The 16,351-nt window shown below is 67.2% G+C and carries 15 protein-coding genes; 4 read left to right on the top strand and 11 right to left on the bottom strand.

Going from position 1 to position 16,351, the window contains the following annotated elements; all coding sequences use genetic code 11:
- Positions 1–22 precede the first annotated feature (22 nt).
- Positions 23–1,084, bottom strand: a complete 1,062-nt coding sequence (locus ACWIEX_RS20000) for an ABC transporter substrate-binding protein (RefSeq protein WP_454034713.1) — start codon at positions 1,082–1,084, stop codon at positions 23–25.
- 256 nt (positions 1,085–1,340) lie between these two features.
- Positions 1,341–2,441 (bottom strand): NADH:flavin oxidoreductase/NADH oxidase, encoded by a 1,101-nt coding sequence (locus ACWIEX_RS20005; protein ID WP_454034714.1) that lies wholly within the window; start codon positions 2,439–2,441, stop codon positions 1,341–1,343.
- 92 nt (positions 2,442–2,533) lie between these two features.
- On the opposite strand from ACWIEX_RS20005, the gene ACWIEX_RS20010 reads away from it, so the two are divergent.
- Both ACWIEX_RS20010 and ACWIEX_RS20015 read left to right on the top strand, forming a co-directional pair.
- Positions 2,534–2,839 (top strand): ArsR/SmtB family transcription factor, encoded by a 306-nt coding sequence (locus ACWIEX_RS20010; protein WP_454034715.1) that lies wholly within the window; start codon positions 2,534–2,536, stop codon positions 2,837–2,839.
- 46 nt (positions 2,840–2,885) lie between these two features.
- On the top strand, positions 2,886–3,380 hold the full coding sequence (locus ACWIEX_RS20015) for an RNA pyrophosphohydrolase (RefSeq protein WP_454034716.1): 495 nt from the start codon (positions 2,886–2,888) through the stop codon (positions 3,378–3,380).
- A 183-nt stretch (positions 3,381–3,563) separates the two neighbouring features.
- Here ACWIEX_RS20015 and ACWIEX_RS20020 read toward each other — a convergent pair whose 3' ends face one another.
- From ACWIEX_RS20020 to ACWIEX_RS20045, 6 genes are all read right to left on the bottom strand, one after another.
- Positions 3,564–3,977: a F0F1 ATP synthase subunit epsilon gene (locus ACWIEX_RS20020; protein ID WP_454034717.1), complete on the bottom strand. Its 414-nt coding sequence runs from the start codon at positions 3,975–3,977 to the stop codon at positions 3,564–3,566.
- A 129-nt stretch (positions 3,978–4,106) separates the two neighbouring features.
- Positions 4,107–5,594 (bottom strand): F0F1 ATP synthase subunit beta, encoded by a 1,488-nt coding sequence (gene atpD / locus ACWIEX_RS20025; RefSeq protein ID WP_454034718.1) that lies wholly within the window; start codon positions 5,592–5,594, stop codon positions 4,107–4,109.
- Positions 5,595–5,669: 75 nt separating this feature from the next.
- Positions 5,670–6,539 (bottom strand): F0F1 ATP synthase subunit gamma, encoded by an 870-nt coding sequence (locus tag ACWIEX_RS20030; protein ID WP_454034719.1) that lies wholly within the window; start codon positions 6,537–6,539, stop codon positions 5,670–5,672.
- Positions 6,540–6,703: 164 nt separating this feature from the next.
- A complete protein-coding gene (gene atpA, locus ACWIEX_RS20035; RefSeq protein ID WP_454034720.1) occupies positions 6,704–8,236 on the bottom strand; it encodes a F0F1 ATP synthase subunit alpha in 1,533 nt (510 codons plus the stop codon).
- Positions 8,236–8,805 (bottom strand): F0F1 ATP synthase subunit delta, encoded by a 570-nt coding sequence (locus tag ACWIEX_RS20040; protein WP_454034721.1) that lies wholly within the window; start codon positions 8,803–8,805, stop codon positions 8,236–8,238. The genes atpA and ACWIEX_RS20040 overlap by 1 nt, the downstream gene beginning before the upstream one ends.
- Before the next feature lie 208 nt (positions 8,806–9,013).
- Entirely contained in the window at positions 9,014–11,197 is a 2,184-nt protein-coding gene (locus ACWIEX_RS20045; protein WP_454034722.1) for a primosomal protein N', read from the bottom strand.
- Positions 11,198–11,256: 59 nt separating this feature from the next.
- Between ACWIEX_RS20045 and ACWIEX_RS20050 the strand changes: the two genes are divergently transcribed.
- The gene (locus ACWIEX_RS20050) at positions 11,257–12,183 is read left to right on the top strand and encodes a tyrosine recombinase XerC (protein WP_454034723.1); all 927 of its coding nucleotides are present in this window, start codon (positions 11,257–11,259) and stop codon (positions 12,181–12,183) included.
- Between the two features lie 74 nt (positions 12,184–12,257).
- Positions 12,258–12,818 (top strand): DUF4337 domain-containing protein, encoded by a 561-nt coding sequence (locus tag ACWIEX_RS20055; RefSeq protein WP_454034724.1) that lies wholly within the window; start codon positions 12,258–12,260, stop codon positions 12,816–12,818.
- Positions 12,819–12,823: 5 nt separating this feature from the next.
- On the opposite strand, the gene ACWIEX_RS20060 is transcribed toward ACWIEX_RS20055, so the two are convergent.
- The 3 genes from ACWIEX_RS20060 to ACWIEX_RS20070 form a co-directional block, all read right to left on the bottom strand.
- The gene (locus ACWIEX_RS20060) at positions 12,824–13,684 is read right to left on the bottom strand and encodes an ABC transporter permease (protein WP_454034725.1); all 861 of its coding nucleotides are present in this window, start codon (positions 13,682–13,684) and stop codon (positions 12,824–12,826) included.
- On the bottom strand, positions 13,681–14,625 hold the full coding sequence (locus tag ACWIEX_RS20065) for an ABC transporter permease (RefSeq protein WP_454034726.1): 945 nt from the start codon (positions 14,623–14,625) through the stop codon (positions 13,681–13,683). The genes ACWIEX_RS20060 and ACWIEX_RS20065 overlap by 4 nt, the downstream gene beginning before the upstream one ends.
- Positions 14,626–14,779: 154 nt before the next feature.
- Positions 14,780–16,270: an ABC transporter substrate-binding protein gene (locus ACWIEX_RS20070; protein WP_454034727.1), complete on the bottom strand. Its 1,491-nt coding sequence runs from the start codon at positions 16,268–16,270 to the stop codon at positions 14,780–14,782.
- Positions 16,271–16,351 lie beyond the last annotated feature (81 nt).

Here is a 16,351-nt window from a genome sequence, read left to right on the forward strand (position 1 = left end):
CTCTCCCAGCGTAACGATGCGCTCAGAACATGCGTTCGCCGGCGGGAGGCAGATAGGCGTCGGTAAACGCATCGCCTGCCCGCGCCTTGTCGCGGAAGTTCCCCGCCAGGACGAGCTGGTCCAGAGCTTGCGCCCAGCGCTCGCGGTCGACCCCACCCAGACCATGGGCGCGGACATACGGGGTCAGGATATTGCGCTCGATCACGGCGGCGAGCTTGTCGCGCTCCACCTCGGCCTGGGCGCTCTCGTTACGGCGCAGGACGAATTGCGCGCCAGCGCCGGGATTGACCACGGTATCGCGGACGCCGCGCATGACGGCGCGCACGAGCCCGCGCACCGCATCCGGCTTGGCCGCGGCGAACTTGCCGGAGACGATCACCGCGCTGCCATAGAGCAGCAGGCCGTGCTCGGCCATTTCCATCAGCACGATATCGTCGCCCGGCACGCCCCGCGCCCTCAGCGACACAGCGGTGGACGGGCCAAAGGCGAAGAGGGCATCGATCTCGCCGGAGGCCAGCATCGGCTCGCGCACCGGCAGGCCGATGGTCTCGACCCGGATCTTGCTGTCATCGATCTTGTTGAGGCTCTTGAAGATCGGCCATTGCGCGAAGCTGGCATCGATGCTGGCCGTGCCGAGCTTGCGGGTTTCGAGGCTCGTCGGGGCCGTCGTGATTCCCCGGCTCTTGCGGCCGATCACGGCGTAGCCTGGCCGATCATGGACGATCATCACCGCCTTGAGATCGGCACTTGGATTCTCGTCGCGGAAGCGGATCAGCGCGTTGATATCGCCAAAGCCTGCATCCTGCGCGCCGGCGGCCAGGCGCTGCAGCATGACGCGCGCGCCATTGCCCGGCTCGATCACGACATCGAGCCCCTCGGTGCCGAAATAGCCCTTGTCCTGCGCCGCCAGGAACGGCGCCGTCAGCGCATCGAACCTGCGGTCCAGCGCGAAGCGGATAGCGGTGTTACCCTGCGCATGGGCCAGTCGGCCTCCGGCGAAGCAGGCCGCCACGGCCCCGACCGCCAGCTGCCCGAAACCGCGCCGGCACAGGACAGGGGAGCGAGAGGGCGAAGCAATCGGCATGTCTGGCCTCCGGGCGCCATGCTGGTTGGGCACGGCATATCCGTGCGTCCAGTCTTGTTGACATCATAAGATGTTGAAATGGCGTCAACACCGAAGAAGTTCCCTGGCAAAAACGCATTATCGGCGGCCCACGGGCCTCATTTATCATCGCAGAAGGCAGCATCTCCCGCGCGTCGAGCGAGCAACGCCACACCGCAAATGAAAAGAGGAGCCGCTAGGCCCCTCCCTCATCGCATCTCGCTTCGCATGAAACGCCTCAGGCGGCGCGATAGCGCGCCAGCCAATGCGCGTAGGGCGGCGGCAGGGTCGCCCAGGCCGGGTTCTCGACGCCGAGCGCCTGTGCCGCTGCATAAGGCCAGTGCGGATCGGCCAGCAGCGGCCGGCCGAGCGTCACCAGATCGACCTTGCCCTCGCGCACCAGCGCGTCGGCCTGCTCGGGCTTGCTGATGTACCAGCTCGTCGAGGCCGGCAGGCCGGTCTCGCGCCGCACCCGCTCGGCGACCGGCGCCAGGAAGGCCGGTCCCCACGGAATCTTCGCTTCATTGGTCGAGAAGCCGACGCTGACATCGATGAAATCGAGCCCTTCGCGCTTCAGGCGTTTCACCAACTCGATCGCCTCGGCGAGTGTCTCCTCGTCGCGCCCGTCATATTCGATCACGCCGAGCCGGACGGAGAGCGGCCGGTTCTCCGGCCAGACCTTGCGCACGGCGGCCAGCGTCTCGACCAGGAAACGGCTGCGGTTCTCGAAGCTGCCGCCATAGGCGTCCTCACGCTTGTTGGCATGGGTCGAGAGGAAGCTCTGCGCGAGATAGCCATGGGCAAAATGCAGCTTCAGCCACTGGACGCCGATATCGCGGGCGCGCTCGGCCGCGGCGACGAAATCGTTGCGCACGCGCTCGATATCGGCCGTGGTCATCGCGCGGGGCACACGTGGCAGCCCGCCGCCCTGCGCGACCGCCGAGGGCGCGATCGTCTCCCAGCCGCGCACGTCATTGGCCGGGATATGGTCGTCGCCCTCCCAGGGCAGATTGGCGCTGGCCTTGCGCCCGGCATGACCGATCTGGATGCCCGTGACCGCACCGGCCTTGCGCATCTCCGCGACGATCGGCGCCAACGCCTCCGCCTGCCCGTCATTCCACAGCCCGAGGCAGCCGGGCGTGATCCGGCCCTCCGGCGAGACGCCGGTCGCCTCGATCACCACGAGGCCGGTGCCGCCACGTGCGAGCCCGGCGAGATGCGCCCGGTGCCATTCGTTGGCGACACCGTCCTGCGCCATATACTGGCACATCGGCGAGGCGATGATGCGGTTGCGGAGGGTGACGTCCTTCAGACTGAAGGGATCGAACAGGCCAGGCATGACGCGGCTCCACGCAGATGGGTTTCTATGTTTCGATAGTTCGATATTTTTCGAACTTTGGCAAGTTCAAAACCCTGTGATAGGCTTAAGCCATGCGACACGCCCGCCTGCCCGCCTCCGAAGAAATCGCGCTCGAAGACGTCTTCCACGCGCTGAGTGACCCGTTCCGGCTGGAGGTCGTGCGCCGGCTCGCCGTCGAGGGCGAGCAGAGTTGCCAGGCGCTGGAGGGCGACCGGCCGAAATCCAGTGTCTCGCATCATTTCCGCGTGCTGCGTGAGGCCGGCCTGATCCGCACCCGCAACGAGGGCGTGACCCGGATGAACGCGCTGCGTCGCGACGATATCGAGCAGCGCTTCCCGGGCCTGCTCGCTTGCGTCGTTCCCAAGCCGGGCGGTTGATCCGCGACCGGTTTCGCTTCGCCTGGCCTCGCCCTATGCTCGCGCCATGAGCCTCCCCTACCGTCCCAATGTCGGCATCGCCCTGTTCAATGCGCAGGGCCTCGTCTTCGCCGGCCGCTCGCACAGCGCCGGCCCCGAGATCGTCCTGCCCGGCTTCGAGTGGCAGATGCCGCAAGGCGGCATCGACCCCGACGAGGACATCGTCGCCGCAGCCCGTCGCGAGCTGGAAGAGGAGACCGGTGTCACGCAGGCCGAGTTGCTCGCCGTCACCGAGGTGTGGTGGAGCTACGACTTCCCGCCCTATGACGGCCCCTGGCACAAGCTTTCGGCCTTCCGCGGCCAGCGCCAGCGCTGGGTCGCCTTCCGCTTCACCGGCAGCGAAAGCACGTTCGACATCGGCAAGCCCAATGGCGACGAGCCGCCGGAATTCAGCGAATGGCGCTGGCACCCGCTCGCCGAGATGCCGGGGCTGGTCGTCCCGTTCAAGCGGCCGGTCTACGAGAAGGTGGCGCAGGCGTTTGCGGGTTTCGCTGCGACCTGACCCGTCTTGTCATTCCGGACAAGCCGCGAAGCGGCGCAGATCCGGAAACCACCAAAGGACGAGACACCCAGTCGTGGCTTCCGGGTCCCCGCTTCGCTCCCCCCGGAATGACAAGAATGCACATTTAGAAACGAAAAAGGGCCGCTTGCGCGGCCCTTCCGAATTCCAAAGCTGAAGGGCGGATCACGCCGCCTTGCGCTGCTCGAAGACGTGCTTGAATTCGCGCAACTGCACCAGCGCCTCCCGCAGGCGCTTCTTCTCATCGTCGTTGTGCGAACCGGCCAGCCGCGTTTCCGCGGTCAGGATCTCGGCGTCGAGAACGGCTGTATCGACATCCTCGAGGAACTTGCCCTGCTCGGCCAGGATGGTCATCGTTTCCTGGTTGACCTCGGCGAGGCCGCCATTGACGAAGAATTCCTTGCCGTTCTGGTCCGTCGTCTGGACGAAGACGATGCCGGCCTTGAGCGTCGCCACCAGCGGCGCGTGCCCGGCAAGCACGGTCATCTCGCCCTCGGTCGACGGGACGATGACGCTGACGACCTCGCCCGAGAACAGGATGCGCTCCGGCGAGACGAGTTCGAACTTGAAGGTGGCCATCGCCTGTCTTTTCCTCCGACCTCGCCCCGGCCGCGGATACCGGGCGCGGGGCTTGCCAGATCTGTCAACAACCTATGCCCGGCATGGTTCCGGGCAGCAGCAGCCGCCCGGAAGCCGGTCGCGAGAGGCTTACGCGGCCTCGGCGGCCAGGCGCTGCGCCTTTTCGACGGCTTCCTCGATCGAGCCGACCATGTAGAAGGCCGCTTCCGGCAGGTGGTCGTACTTGCCCTCGATCAGGCCCTTGAAGCCCTTGATCGTGTCCTCGAGCGGGACGAGCTTGCCGGGCGAGCCGGTGAAGACCTCGGCGACGAAGAAGGGCTGCGACATGAAGCGCTCGATCTTGCGGGCGCGCGCCACCGTCATCTTATCGTCTTCGGAGAGCTCGTCCATGCCGAGGATCGCGATGATGTCCTGCAGCGACTTGTAGCGCTGCAGCGTCTGCTGGACAGCCGTCGCGACGGCGTAATGCTCCTCGCCGACGATGTCGGCCGAGAGCATGCGCGAGGTCGAGTCGAGCGGATCGACCGCCGGGTAGATGCCCTTTTCCGCGATCGAACGCGACAGCACCGTACGGGCGTCCAGGTGGGCGAAGGAGGTCGCGGGCGCCGGGTCGGTCAGGTCGTCGGCCGGGACGTAGATCGCCTGCACCGAGGTGATCGAGCCCTTGTTGGTGGTGGTGATGCGCTCCTGCAGGTTGCCCATGTCGGTCGCCAGCGTCGGCTGGTAGCCCACCGCCGAGGGAATGCGGCCGAGCAGCGCGGACACTTCCGAGCCGGCCTGCGTGAAGCGGAAGATGTTGTCGACGAAGAACAGAACGTCCTGGCCCTTGTCGCGGAAGTCCTCGGCGATGGTCAGGCCGGCGAGAGCGACGCGCATGCGGGCGCCCGGGGGCTCGTTCATCTGGCCGTAGACCAGCGCGCACTTGGAGCCAGCGGTCGAACCGTTGTTCTCCTTCGGGTTCTTGTTGACGTTGGACTCGATCATCTCGTGATAGAGGTCGTTGCCCTCACGGGTACGCTCGCCGACGCCGGCGAACACCGAGTAGCCGCCATGCGCCTTCGCGACGTTGTTGATCAGCTCCATGATCAGCACGGTCTTGCCGACGCCGGCGCCGCCGAACAGGCCGACCTTGCCGCCCTTGGCATAGGGCGCCAGCAGGTCGACGACCTTGATGCCGGTGACCAGGATCTGGGCTTCCGTCGCCTGATCGGCATAGGACGGAGCCGGCTGGTGAATGCCGCGCCGGGCGGTGGTCAGGATCGGGCCGGCCTCGTCGACCGGCTCGCCGATGACGTTCATGATGCGGCCGAGCGTCTCGTCGCCGACCGGAACCGCGATCGGCGCGCCGGTGTCGGTGACGGACTGGCCGCGGACCAGACCTTCGGTGGCATCCATCGCGATGGTGCGGACGGTGTTCTCGCCGAGATGCTGGGCGACCTCGAGGACGAGGCGGTTGCCGAGGTTGTCGGTCTCGAGCGCGTTCAGAATCTCCGGCAGGACGCCGTCGAACTGCACGTCGACGACCGCGCCGATGACCTGGGTAACGCGGCCGGTGCCGGTGTTGGCGGGCTTCTCGGCGGTCTTCGTCTTGGTGGTCTTGGTAGCGGCTTTGGCCATGGTGGAACCTCGGGACTAGCGCATTCGGATGTAGCGGCAGCCGGCGGATCGCTCCACCGGCGAAAGATTAGGCGGTTATAGCGCTTCCGCGCCGGAGATGATCTCGATCAGTTCCTTGGTGATCATCGCCTGGCGCGAGCGGTTGTAGATCTGCGTCTGCTTCTTGATCATCTCGCCGGCGTTGCGCGTGGCGGAATCCATCGCCGACATGCGCGCGCCCTGTTCGGAGGCGGCGTTCTCGAGCAGCCCGCGCAGAATCTGGACGGTCAGGTTGCGCGGCAGCAGCGCTTCCAGGATCTCGCCCTCGTCCGGCTCGTAATCATACACCGCGTCGGTCTGCTTCGTCCCTTCCGGGATCTCGGCCGGGATGATGCGCTGCGCCGTCGGGATCTGGGCGATCACCGAGCGGAAGCGCGAGAAGAACAGCGTCGCGACGTCGAACTCGCCATTGCCGAAACGCGCCAGCACATTCTGGGCGATCGTCTCCGCATTGACGAAGCCGACCTGCTTGAACTCGCGCAGATCGATGAACTCGATGATCTCGGCCGCGAACTGCCGGCGCAGGATATCGTAGCCCTTCTTGCCGACGCAGATGATCTTGACCGTCTTGCCCTCGGCCTTCAGCGCCAGCGCCTTGTCGCGAGCGAGACGCGCGATCGACGAGTTGAAGGCGCCGCACAGACCGCGCTCGGCGGTCAGAACCAGCAGCAGATGCACCTTGTCGGAGCCCGTGCCCGCGATCAGGCGCGGGGCGCTCGAACCCGAGACGCCGGACGCGAGATTCGACAGCACCGTCTCCATGCGCTCGGCATAGGGGCGCGCGGCCTCGGCTGCCGACTGCGCGCGGCGCAGCTTGGCGGCCGCGACCATCTGCATGGCCTTGGTGATCTTCTGCGTCGACTTCACCGAAGCGATGCGGTTTCTAAGGTCCTTCAAAGAAGGCATGTGGCGCTCTCACCCCGTCATGGTCGAAACTGACCATCTACGTCTCATTCCGTCATGCCCGGGCTTGTCCCGGGCACCCATGTCCTCACTCCCGCCCGCCTTGCTCGATCGGCCGCAAGGCGTGAATGGTCGGCGCAAGGCCGACCAAGACGGGAAGCCCGCCCTCAGGCGAAGGACTTCGCGAAGCCCTCGACGATGTCCTTGAGCTTGGCGGCGTTGGCGTCCGACAGGTCCTTCGACGTGCCGATCTCGTTCAGCATGTCGGCATGCTTGCCGCGCACCAGCGAGAGCAGGCCGTCCTCGAAGGCGCGGACCTTGCTGACCGGGAGCGCATCGAGATAGCCGTTCACGCCGGCATAGATCACGACGACCTGCTCTTCCATCTTCAGCGGCGAGAACTGCGGCTGCTTCAGAAGCTCGGTCAGGCGGGCGCCGCGGTTGAGCAGGCGCTGCGTGACCGCGTCGAGGTCCGAGCCGAACTGGGCGAAGGCGGCCATCTCGCGATACTGGGCAAGCTCGCCCTTGATCTTGCCGGCGACCTTCTTGGTGGCCTTGGTCTGCGCCGAGGAGCCGACACGCGACACCGAGAGGCCGACGTTCACCGCCGGGCGGATGCCCTGGTAGAACAGGTCCGTCTCCAGGAAGATCTGGCCGTCGGTGATCGAGATCACGTTGGTCGGGATATAGGCCGAGACGTCGTTCGCCTGGGTCTCGATGACCGGCAGCGCCGTCAGCGAGCCGAGGCCGGCGGCCTCGCCCATCTTCGCCGCGCGCTCGAGCAGGCGGGAGTGAAGATAGAACACGTCGCCCGGATAGGCCTCGCGGCCCGGCGGGCGGCGCAGCAGCAGCGACATCTGGCGGTAGGCGACGGCCTGCTTGGAAAGGTCGTCATAGATGATGACGGCGTGCATGCCGTTGTCGCGGAAGAACTCGCCCATGGCGCAGCCGGCGAAGGGGGCCAGGAACTGCATCGGGGCGGCGTCCGAGGCGGTGGCCGCAACGACGATGGAATATTCCATCGCGCCACGCTCCTCGAGCACCTTCACGAGCTGGGCGACGGTCGAGCGCTTCTGGCCGACGGCGACGTAGACGCAGTAGAGCTTCTGGCTCTCCGGGGCGCCTTCGACGTTGAGGGGCTTCTGGTTGAGGATCGTGTCGAGCGCCAGGGCGGTCTTGCCGGTCTGGCGGTCGCCGATGATCAGCTCGCGCTGGCCGCGGCCGATCGGGATCAGGGCGTCAACCGCCTTGAGGCCGGTCGCCATCGGCTCATGCACCGACTTGCGCGGGATGATGCCGGGCGCCTTGACGTCGACGCGGGCGCGGGTCTTGGCCTTGATCGGGCCCTTGCCGTCGATCGGATTGCCGAGCGCGTCGACGACGCGGCCGAGCAGCTCCTTGCCGACGGGAACGTCGACGATGGCGCCGGTGCGCTTGACGGTCTGGCCTTCCTTGATCTCGCGGTCGGAACCGAAGATCACGACGCCGACATTGTCGCTCTCGAGGTTGAGCGCCATGCCGCGCACGCCGGACTCGAACTCGACCATCTCACCGGCCTGGACCTTGTCGAGGCCGTAGACGCGGGCGATGCCGTCGCCGACGGAGAGAACCTGGCCGACCTCGGTGACCGACGCTTCGGAGCCGAAGTTCGAAATCTGGGCCTTCAGGATGGCGGAGATTTCAGCGGGGCGGATGTCCATCAGCCGACCTCTTTCATGGCAAGACGAATTGAATTGAGCTTGGTTTTCAGCGAGGCGTCGACCATGCGGGAGCCCATCTTGACGATGAGCCCGCCGATCAGGGCCGGGTCGATCTTGATCGAGACGTCGACATCCTTGCCGGCGACGCCCTTCAGCGCCGCGCGGATCTCGTCGACGCGCTTGGCCGTGGGCTGCTCGGCGACCGTCACCTCGGCGGAGACGATGCCCTTGGCCTCGGCGACCAGACGCTTGTAGCCGGCGATCATGCCCGGCAGCGCGAAGAGACGGCGCTTGCTGGCGACGAGGCCGATGAAATTGGCGGCGATGCCGGTGATGCCGGCCTTTTCGAGCACGGCCTTGATCGCCGCGACCTGCTCCTCGGCGGTGAAGGCCGGGCTCTCGATCAGGCGGGTCAAGTCGGCGCTCTCGGCGAGCAGGCCGTTGAAGCTATCCAGAGCGGCCGCGACAGCGTCGATCGCGCCTGCCTCCTGAGCCAACTCGAACAGAGCGGTGGCATAGCGCTGAGCTACGCCCGACACCAATGTCCCCTGCGATCCGCCTTCAGCCACGCTTCCCGTCTCTCGTTTCAAGGGACCACACCGGCGACCTTCCTGACGAAGGTGGAGTGTATGCTCCCGACACTGCGAGTATCATAGGCGCAAAGTCGGCAAGACGACTTCGCGACCGAAATGTGGCGGTGCACTAGCATGCGGTTCCGGGCCGCGCAATCGCTGATTGGCCCCCGCAAGCGGCGATTTTGCCGCGCCTTTCACCTCTTCAAAGGAAGCTTTGCGGATCGACGTCGACCGCGACGCGGATCGAGCCCTTGGACCGGGGCGCCCGTTTCAGCCAGCCGCGCAGATAGTCCTGCAGGTTGATCTCGCGCGCCGTCTTGACGATCAGGCGCATGCGATGGCGCCCGCGCAGCACCGCAAGCGGCGCTTCCGCCGGCCCGAGCACCATGATTCCGTCGCCGGCATCCGCACAGCGCGCCAGCGCCCGCGCATGGCTTTCGGCCTCGGCCTGGCTGTTGGCGGAGACGATCAGCGCCGCCAGTCGCCCGAAGGGCGGCAGCCCCGCAGCCTCCCGCGACACCTCCTCTGCGGCATAAAAGCGCTCCGGGTCGCCCGAGATCAGCGCCTTGAGCACGGGATGCTCCGGGTCATGCGTCTGAAGCAGGGCGCGGCCGGGCTTTTCGCCCCGCCCTGCGCGGCCCGTGACCTGCCTGAGCGCCTGGAACGTCCGCTCGGCTGCGCGCGGATCGCCGGATGTGAGGCCGAGATCGGCGTCGACGACCCCGACCAGCGTCATTCCCGGAAAATTATGGCCCTTGGCGACGAGCTGGGTGCCGATGACGATGTCGAATTCGCCCTCGGCCACCGCCATCAGCTCGGTCTTCAGGCGCTCCGTCCCGCCCGGAAAATCGCTGGACAGCACGATCGAACGCGCCTGTGGAAAAAGCGTCGCGACCTCCTCGGCCAGCCGCTCGACCCCCGGCCCGCAGGCGACGAGGCTCTCAGGCTTGTGGCAGGCCGGGCATTCATGCGGCCGGCGCTCGACATGGCCGCAATGGTGGCAGACCAGCGCCCGCCGGAAGCGATGGTCGACCAGCCAGGCCGAGCAGTTCGGGCACTGGAAGCGATGGCCGCAATCGCGGCACAGCGTCAGCGGCGCATAGCCGCGCCGGTTGAGGAAGAGCAGCGATTGCTCCTTGGCCTCGATATTGGTCTCGATCGCCTTGACCAGCGCCCCCGAAAGCCAGCGCCCGCGCTCCGGCTTGTCGCGGCGCAGATCGACGAGCCCGAGCACGGGCAATTCGCGGCCGCCGAAGCGTTCCGGCAGCTTGAGATGGGCATAGCGCCCGCGCTCGGCATTGACGCGAGTCTCCAGCGAAGGCGTCGCGGAAGCCAGCACCACCGGCGCATTCTCGATCCGGCCGCGCACCACCGCCATGTCGCGGGCGTGATAGGAGACGCCGTCCTCCTGCTTGTAGGCGCTCTCATGCTCCTCATCGACGACGATCAGGCCGAGATCGCTATAGGGCAGGAACAAAGCCGAGCGCGCGCCGGCCACGACCTTGGCCTCGCCCGATGCAATCGCCGCCTGCAGCCGCTCGCGCTTGCGGCCCGTCACGGCCGAGTGCCAGAGGCCCGGCCTGACGCCGAAGCGGGCTTCGAACCGGTCGATGAATTGCGCGGTCAAGGCGATCTCGGGCATCAGGATCAGGCTCTGCCGGCCGAGCCGAACCGCCTCCGCCACCGCCTCGAAATAGACCTCGGTCTTGCCCGAACCGGTGACGCCTTCGAGCAGCGAGACGCCGAACGCCTTCGCCTGCACCGACGCGACCAGCGCCTGCGCAACCTCCGCCTGCCCTTCGGAGAGGTCCGGCACGGCATGGTCGGGATCGGGCAAGGCCGCGATCGCCTCGCGCGGCAAGGGCTCGACGATGAAGGTGCCGGCATCGACGAGGGAATCGATTACCGCCGCGCTGACGGACGCAGCCTCGGCCAAAGCCGATTTCCCGATCAGCAGACCACCTTCCGCCGCCGCAATGGCCCGCGCCCGCGCCGGCGTCATCCGGCCCGGCGGAGGACCTGCGAGCCTCACCCCAAGCTTCGGCCGCTCGGGCGTGTCGTCCGGTTGCCGACGCAGTGCCAGCGCCAGCACCGAACCTTTCGGTGCGAGCGTGTACCAGGCGACCCAGTCGACGAGCTTGCGCAGCGCCGGATCGAGCGGCGGCATGTCGTATTTGCCGGTGACCTTCTTGAGATTGCCGCCGCGCCCGGAGCCGACATCCCAGACCACGCCGACGATCTCGCGCGGACCGAGCGGCACCTGCACGACATCGCCGGGCTTCAGCACGAGCCCGGCCGGCACGGCATAGCTATAGGCCTGATCGAGCCCGAGCGGGATCAGCACGTCCACCGTGCCGCCTTCGATCATGTCCGCCGTCTCATCCATCGCGCCAGTGTCTAGCATCGATTCGGCTGCTGTTAAGGCAGGAGCGTCATGCTTCCACGATGACCGATTTCGATAGCTTCCGGCGCGACTGGCTTTCGCACCTCGCGGCCGAGCGGCGCCTCTCGCCGAAGACGCTGGAGGCCTATGCGCGCGATCTCGGCCAGTTCCACGCTTTCCTGACCGAGCATCTCGGCGGCGCGCCCTCACTTTCCGATATCGCTGCGCTCAAGCCCGTCGACCTGCGCGCCTTCCTCGGCCAGCGCCGCCGCGACGGCGTCGGCAACCGCACGCTGATGCGCCAGCTCGCGGCGCTCCGCTCCTTCGCCCGCTTCGGCGAGCGCCAGGGCAGGCTCACCGCTGCCGCCTTCGCCGCGACGCGCGGCCCGCGCCTCGGCAAGTCGCTGCCGCGCCCGCTCGAACCCACCGCCGCCCGCGCCGTCACCCAGGCCGATACCCGCGCCGGCGAGGAACGCGCGCCATGGATCCTCGCCCGCGACGCCGCCGTGCTCGGCCTGCTCTATGGCAGCGGCCTGCGCATATCGGAGGCGCTCTCGCTCGCCCGCACCCAGGCGCCGCTTCAGGCCGGCGATACGCTGACCGTGATCGGCAAAGGCAGCAAGACCCGAATGGTGCCGGTGCTGCCCGTCGTGATCGCGGCCATCGCCGAATATCTCAAGCTTTGCCCCTGGCGATTGCCGCCGGAAGGGCCGCTCTTCGTCGGCGCCAAGGGCGGCCCGCTCTCGCCCCGCATCATCCAGCTCGCGGTCGAAGGCCTGCGCGGCGCGCTCGGCCTGCCTTCCTCGGCCACGCCGCATTCCCTGCGCCACTCCTTCGCGACGCATCTGCTCGGCCGCGGCGGCGATTTGCGCGCGATCCAGGAACTGCTCGGCCATGCCTCGCTGTCGACGACGCAGATCTATACCCGCATCGATTCCGCCCGCCTGATGGCGGCCTATGACGCCGCTCATCCGCGCGCCGGGCGCTAGACCCGCATCGCCCTCTTGCTGCCCAAACGGAAAGCCTTAAACAGCGCCGCCACCATGGCCCTGCGAGGTGATTCGTGTCCGACTCCGTCGAAACGCCCCAGAGCGGCAACAAGCGCGTCGCGCTGCTGATCGCGCTGCTCGCGCTCACGCTCGCTTTCTCGGAGATCGGCGGCAAGAATGCCGAGCAGGAGGCCGTCGCCAAGAATATCGAGGCCTCCAATCTCTGGGCCTTCTTCCAGGCCAAGACGATCCGCGGCACGACCGTGCGCACCGCCGCCGAGGCCATGGAGGTCGAACTTGCCGGCATCACCGACGAAGCCGTCCGGCAGCGCCTGACCAAGCGCATCGAGAGTTGGAAACAGACCGTCGCGCGCTACGATTCCGAGCCAGAGACCAATGAAGGCCGCAAGGAGCTCGCCGCCCGTGCCAAGACGGCTGAGGCGCAACGCGACATCGCCGCCGCCCGCGACGACAAGTTCGACATCGCTTCGGGCATGATCCAGATCGCCATCGTGATTTCATCCGCCGCGATCATAACCGGCGTCGGACTTCTCGCCGCGACCGGCGGCCTGCTCGGCCTCGCCGGCATCGCGCTGATGGCGCTGGCCCAGTTCGCGCCGACCGCTCTGTTCTGACGGCCTTACCGGGCCCGCCGCAGGCGCGGATCGACGGCATCGCGCAGGCCGTCGCCGAGCAGGTTGAAGCCCAGCACGGTCAAGGCGATCGCGGCGCCCGGAAAGATCGCGAGCCAGGGCTGCGCCGCCATGAAGGTCTGCGCCTCATTGAGCATCCGCCCCCAGGAGGGGTTCGGCGGCTGCGTGCCGAGCCCGAGATAGGACAGCCCCGCCTCCGCCAGCACCGCAAGCGCGAACTGAATCGTCGCCTGCACCACCAGGATGCCGGCGATGTTGGACAGGACATGGCGGAGCGTGATCTGCCGGTTGTTCAGGCCTGCCGCTCGCGCCGCCTGGATGAAATCCTGCGCCCAGACCTGCAGGGCCGCGCCGCGCGCCAGCCGGGCGAAATAAGGCAGGTTCAGCACGGCGATGGCAACGACGGCATTGAGCATGCCCGGCCCCGCGATCGCGGTCATCATGATCGCGGTCAGCACCGCCGGGAAGGCGTGGGTGAAATCGGCCGTGCGCATGATCGCATGGTCGAGGATGCCGTCGCGCCGGACGGCGGCCGCAAGCCCCAGCGTCGTCCCGACGACCATGCCGATCCCGACCGCACCGAGGCCCACCGCCAGCGAATTGCGCGCGCCGACCATGATCATCGAGAACACGTCACGGCCAAACTGGTCGGTGCCGAACCAGTTCGCGGCCGACGGCCCTTTCAACCGGTTGAGGATCATCATTTGCGTCGGCTGGTAGGGCGTCCAGACATAGGAGACCAGCGCCGCCGCGATGACGAGCGCCGCCAACACCGCCCCGATCACGAAGGACGGCGCGAGCCACCAGTGCCGCTTGCCCCCCGGCGCCTTGTCCTGAACCGCGCTCATGACTGCCTCAGGCGCGGATCGATCAGCCCGTAGAGCAGTTCGACCGCGAAATTGATCAGGATCGCCAGCCCGGCGAAGAGCATGACGAGGTCCTTGACCACGATCAGATCGTGCTGGGCGATGGCCTGGAAAACGAGCCGCCCCAACCCCGGCAGGGCGAAGACGTTCTCGATGATGATCGCCCCGGCGATCAGCACGGAGAACTGAAGGCCGAGGATGGTGACGACCGGGATCAGCGCGTTGCGCAGCGCATGCCGGCGCATCGTCGTGCCTTCGCTCAGGCCCTTGGCGCGGGCGGTGCGAACGAAATCCTCCTGCAGCGTGTCGAGCATCGAGGAGCGCGTCACCCGCGCGATGATCGCCGCCTGCGGCAGTGCGAGCGCCAATGCCGGCATCAGGAGAGCTTTCAGCGAAACACCGAGCCCCGCCTGCCAGCCCGGGAAACCGCCGGCAGGCAGCCAGCCGAGCCCGACCGCGAAGACGAGCACGAGCAACAGGCCGAACCAGAAATTCGGGATCGCCAACCCGGCCTGCGCGAAAACCATCACCCCGGCATCGGCCAGCCTGCCATGACGCGAGGCCGCGAGCATGCCGAGCGGGATGCCGATCGCGGTGGCCAGCACGATCGCCATCAGCGCGAGCGGCAGCGTCACCGCCATGCGCTCGGTGATGAGCTGCAGCACCGGCACGCGGTAGGTATAGCTCTGCCCGAGATCGCCGGTGACCAACCCGCCGAGCCAGATGAAGAAGCGCAGCGCCGCCGGCTTGTCGAGCCCCATCTCGGCCCGGAGCGCGGCGAGCGCCTCGGGCGCGGCATTGAGGCCGAGCGTCACCGCTGCCGGATCGCCCGGCAGGATCTCGAGCACGACAAAGATCACCAGCGCTGCCGCGAGCAGGGTCAGCGCCAGCGCGACGAGCCGGCGCAGGATATAGCCGATCACGCCCTGCCCCCACCCACGGGGTCATCCCGGACAAGCGGCGAAGCCGCGCCGATCCGGGATCCATGCCGGAACGCTTCCGACAAAGGCTCAGGCATGGATCCCGGGTCTCCCTGCGGTCGCCCGGGATGACCCGATTTGGACCGTGACGATAGCCTCACCGCCAGCGCAGTTCCGCCAACGGCGTCACCGGCAGCGGCCAGTCGGTCCATAGGCCCTCCAGCGCGGCGTTCGCCACCGTGATCTTCGGCAGGATGAACAGGAAACCGTTGACCGCATCGCGCGCCAGCTTCTCCTGCGCCTGCTTGTAGAGCGCATTGCGCTCCGCTTCCGGCAGGGTCACCGCAATCTTGGCGATCAACGCCTTGAACTCCGGATCCTTGTACTGGAAGTAGTAGCCGTCGCGGGCATAGATATCGATGTCGAGCGGCTCGGTATGCGCGATGATGCTGAGATCGTAATCCTTGTTGCGGAAGACGCGCTCGAGCCATTGCGGGAATTCGAGCGGTTCGATCGCCGCGTTGATACCGACCTGCGCGAGCAGCGCCGCGACGATTTCGCCGGAGCGGCGGGCATAGGAGGGCGGCGGCAGCTTCAGCGTGCAGTTGAAGCCGTTCGGGAAGCCCGCCTCCTTGAGCAGCGCCTTGGCCTTGGCGGGGTCGTAAGGGTAGGTGTTGGTGAGATCGACATAGGCCGGATGCAGCGGCGAGAAATGGCTGCCGATCAGGTTCACGTCGAAGCCGTAGACGCCGAGCGCGATGGTCTTGCGGTCGAGAGCATGCGCGATGGCCTGCCGGACCTTGAGATTGTCGAAGGGCGGCTTGGCATTGTTGGTGCCGAGCACCGTCTCGCCCTCGGTGCCGCCGATCGTGACCTTGAGCTTGGCATCGGCCTTGAGCTGCGGCACCGCCTCCGGCGCCGAAAGATTGGTATGGGCATCCACATCGCCGGCCCTGAGCGCCGCGACCTGAGCCTGCGGATCGGACATGAAGCGGAAAATCGCCTTGGCCAGCGCCGGCTTCTCGCCCCAGTAGCCGTCGTTGCGCGCGAGTTCGAGCCGGTCGCCACGGTTCCAGCGCACGAACTTGAACGGGCCGGTGCCGACCGGATTGGTCTTGTTGTTGGCGGCCGTAGCCGGCGCCACGATCACCGCATCGCCCCAGGCAAGGCCGAAGAGGAAATTCGCGGTCGGCTGCTTCAGCTTGATCACCACGGTCGCCGGGTCCGGCGTGGTGATCTCGGCGATCGGCGTGAAGAGCTGGCGCTGGGCATTGGTCGAATCGGGTGCAACCGCGCGCTCGAACGAGAACTTCACCTGCTCGGCGGTGAAGGGCGTGTCGTCGTGGAACTTCGCGCCCTGCCGCAGCTTGAAGCGATAGGTGACGTTGTCGTCGGCGATCTGCCAGCTCTCGGCGAGGCAGGGCTGCAGCTTGCCGGTCCGGTCGATCTTGACCAGGCCTTCGAAGATGTTCTGCAGCGTCACCTCGCGGATCGCCTGCGCGGCGCCGGAAGTCGGATCCAGCGTGGGCGGCTCCAGCGTCTGGGCGATGGTCACGCTGTCTTTTGCCTGCGCCAGTGCGACGACGGGAAGCTGTGCCGCCAGCGCTGCCAGTCCCGCCCCTGCCAGGAGTTCACGCCGCGTCGTCATATCCATCGCTCCGATGCCGTTGCGGCGCGAGGATGGCGCGGGAGATGCGACAAGCGCAAGTCTGGTTCCGAAGCAATCCCC

The organism is Allobosea sp. NPDC055353 (genome assembly GCF_053644975.1).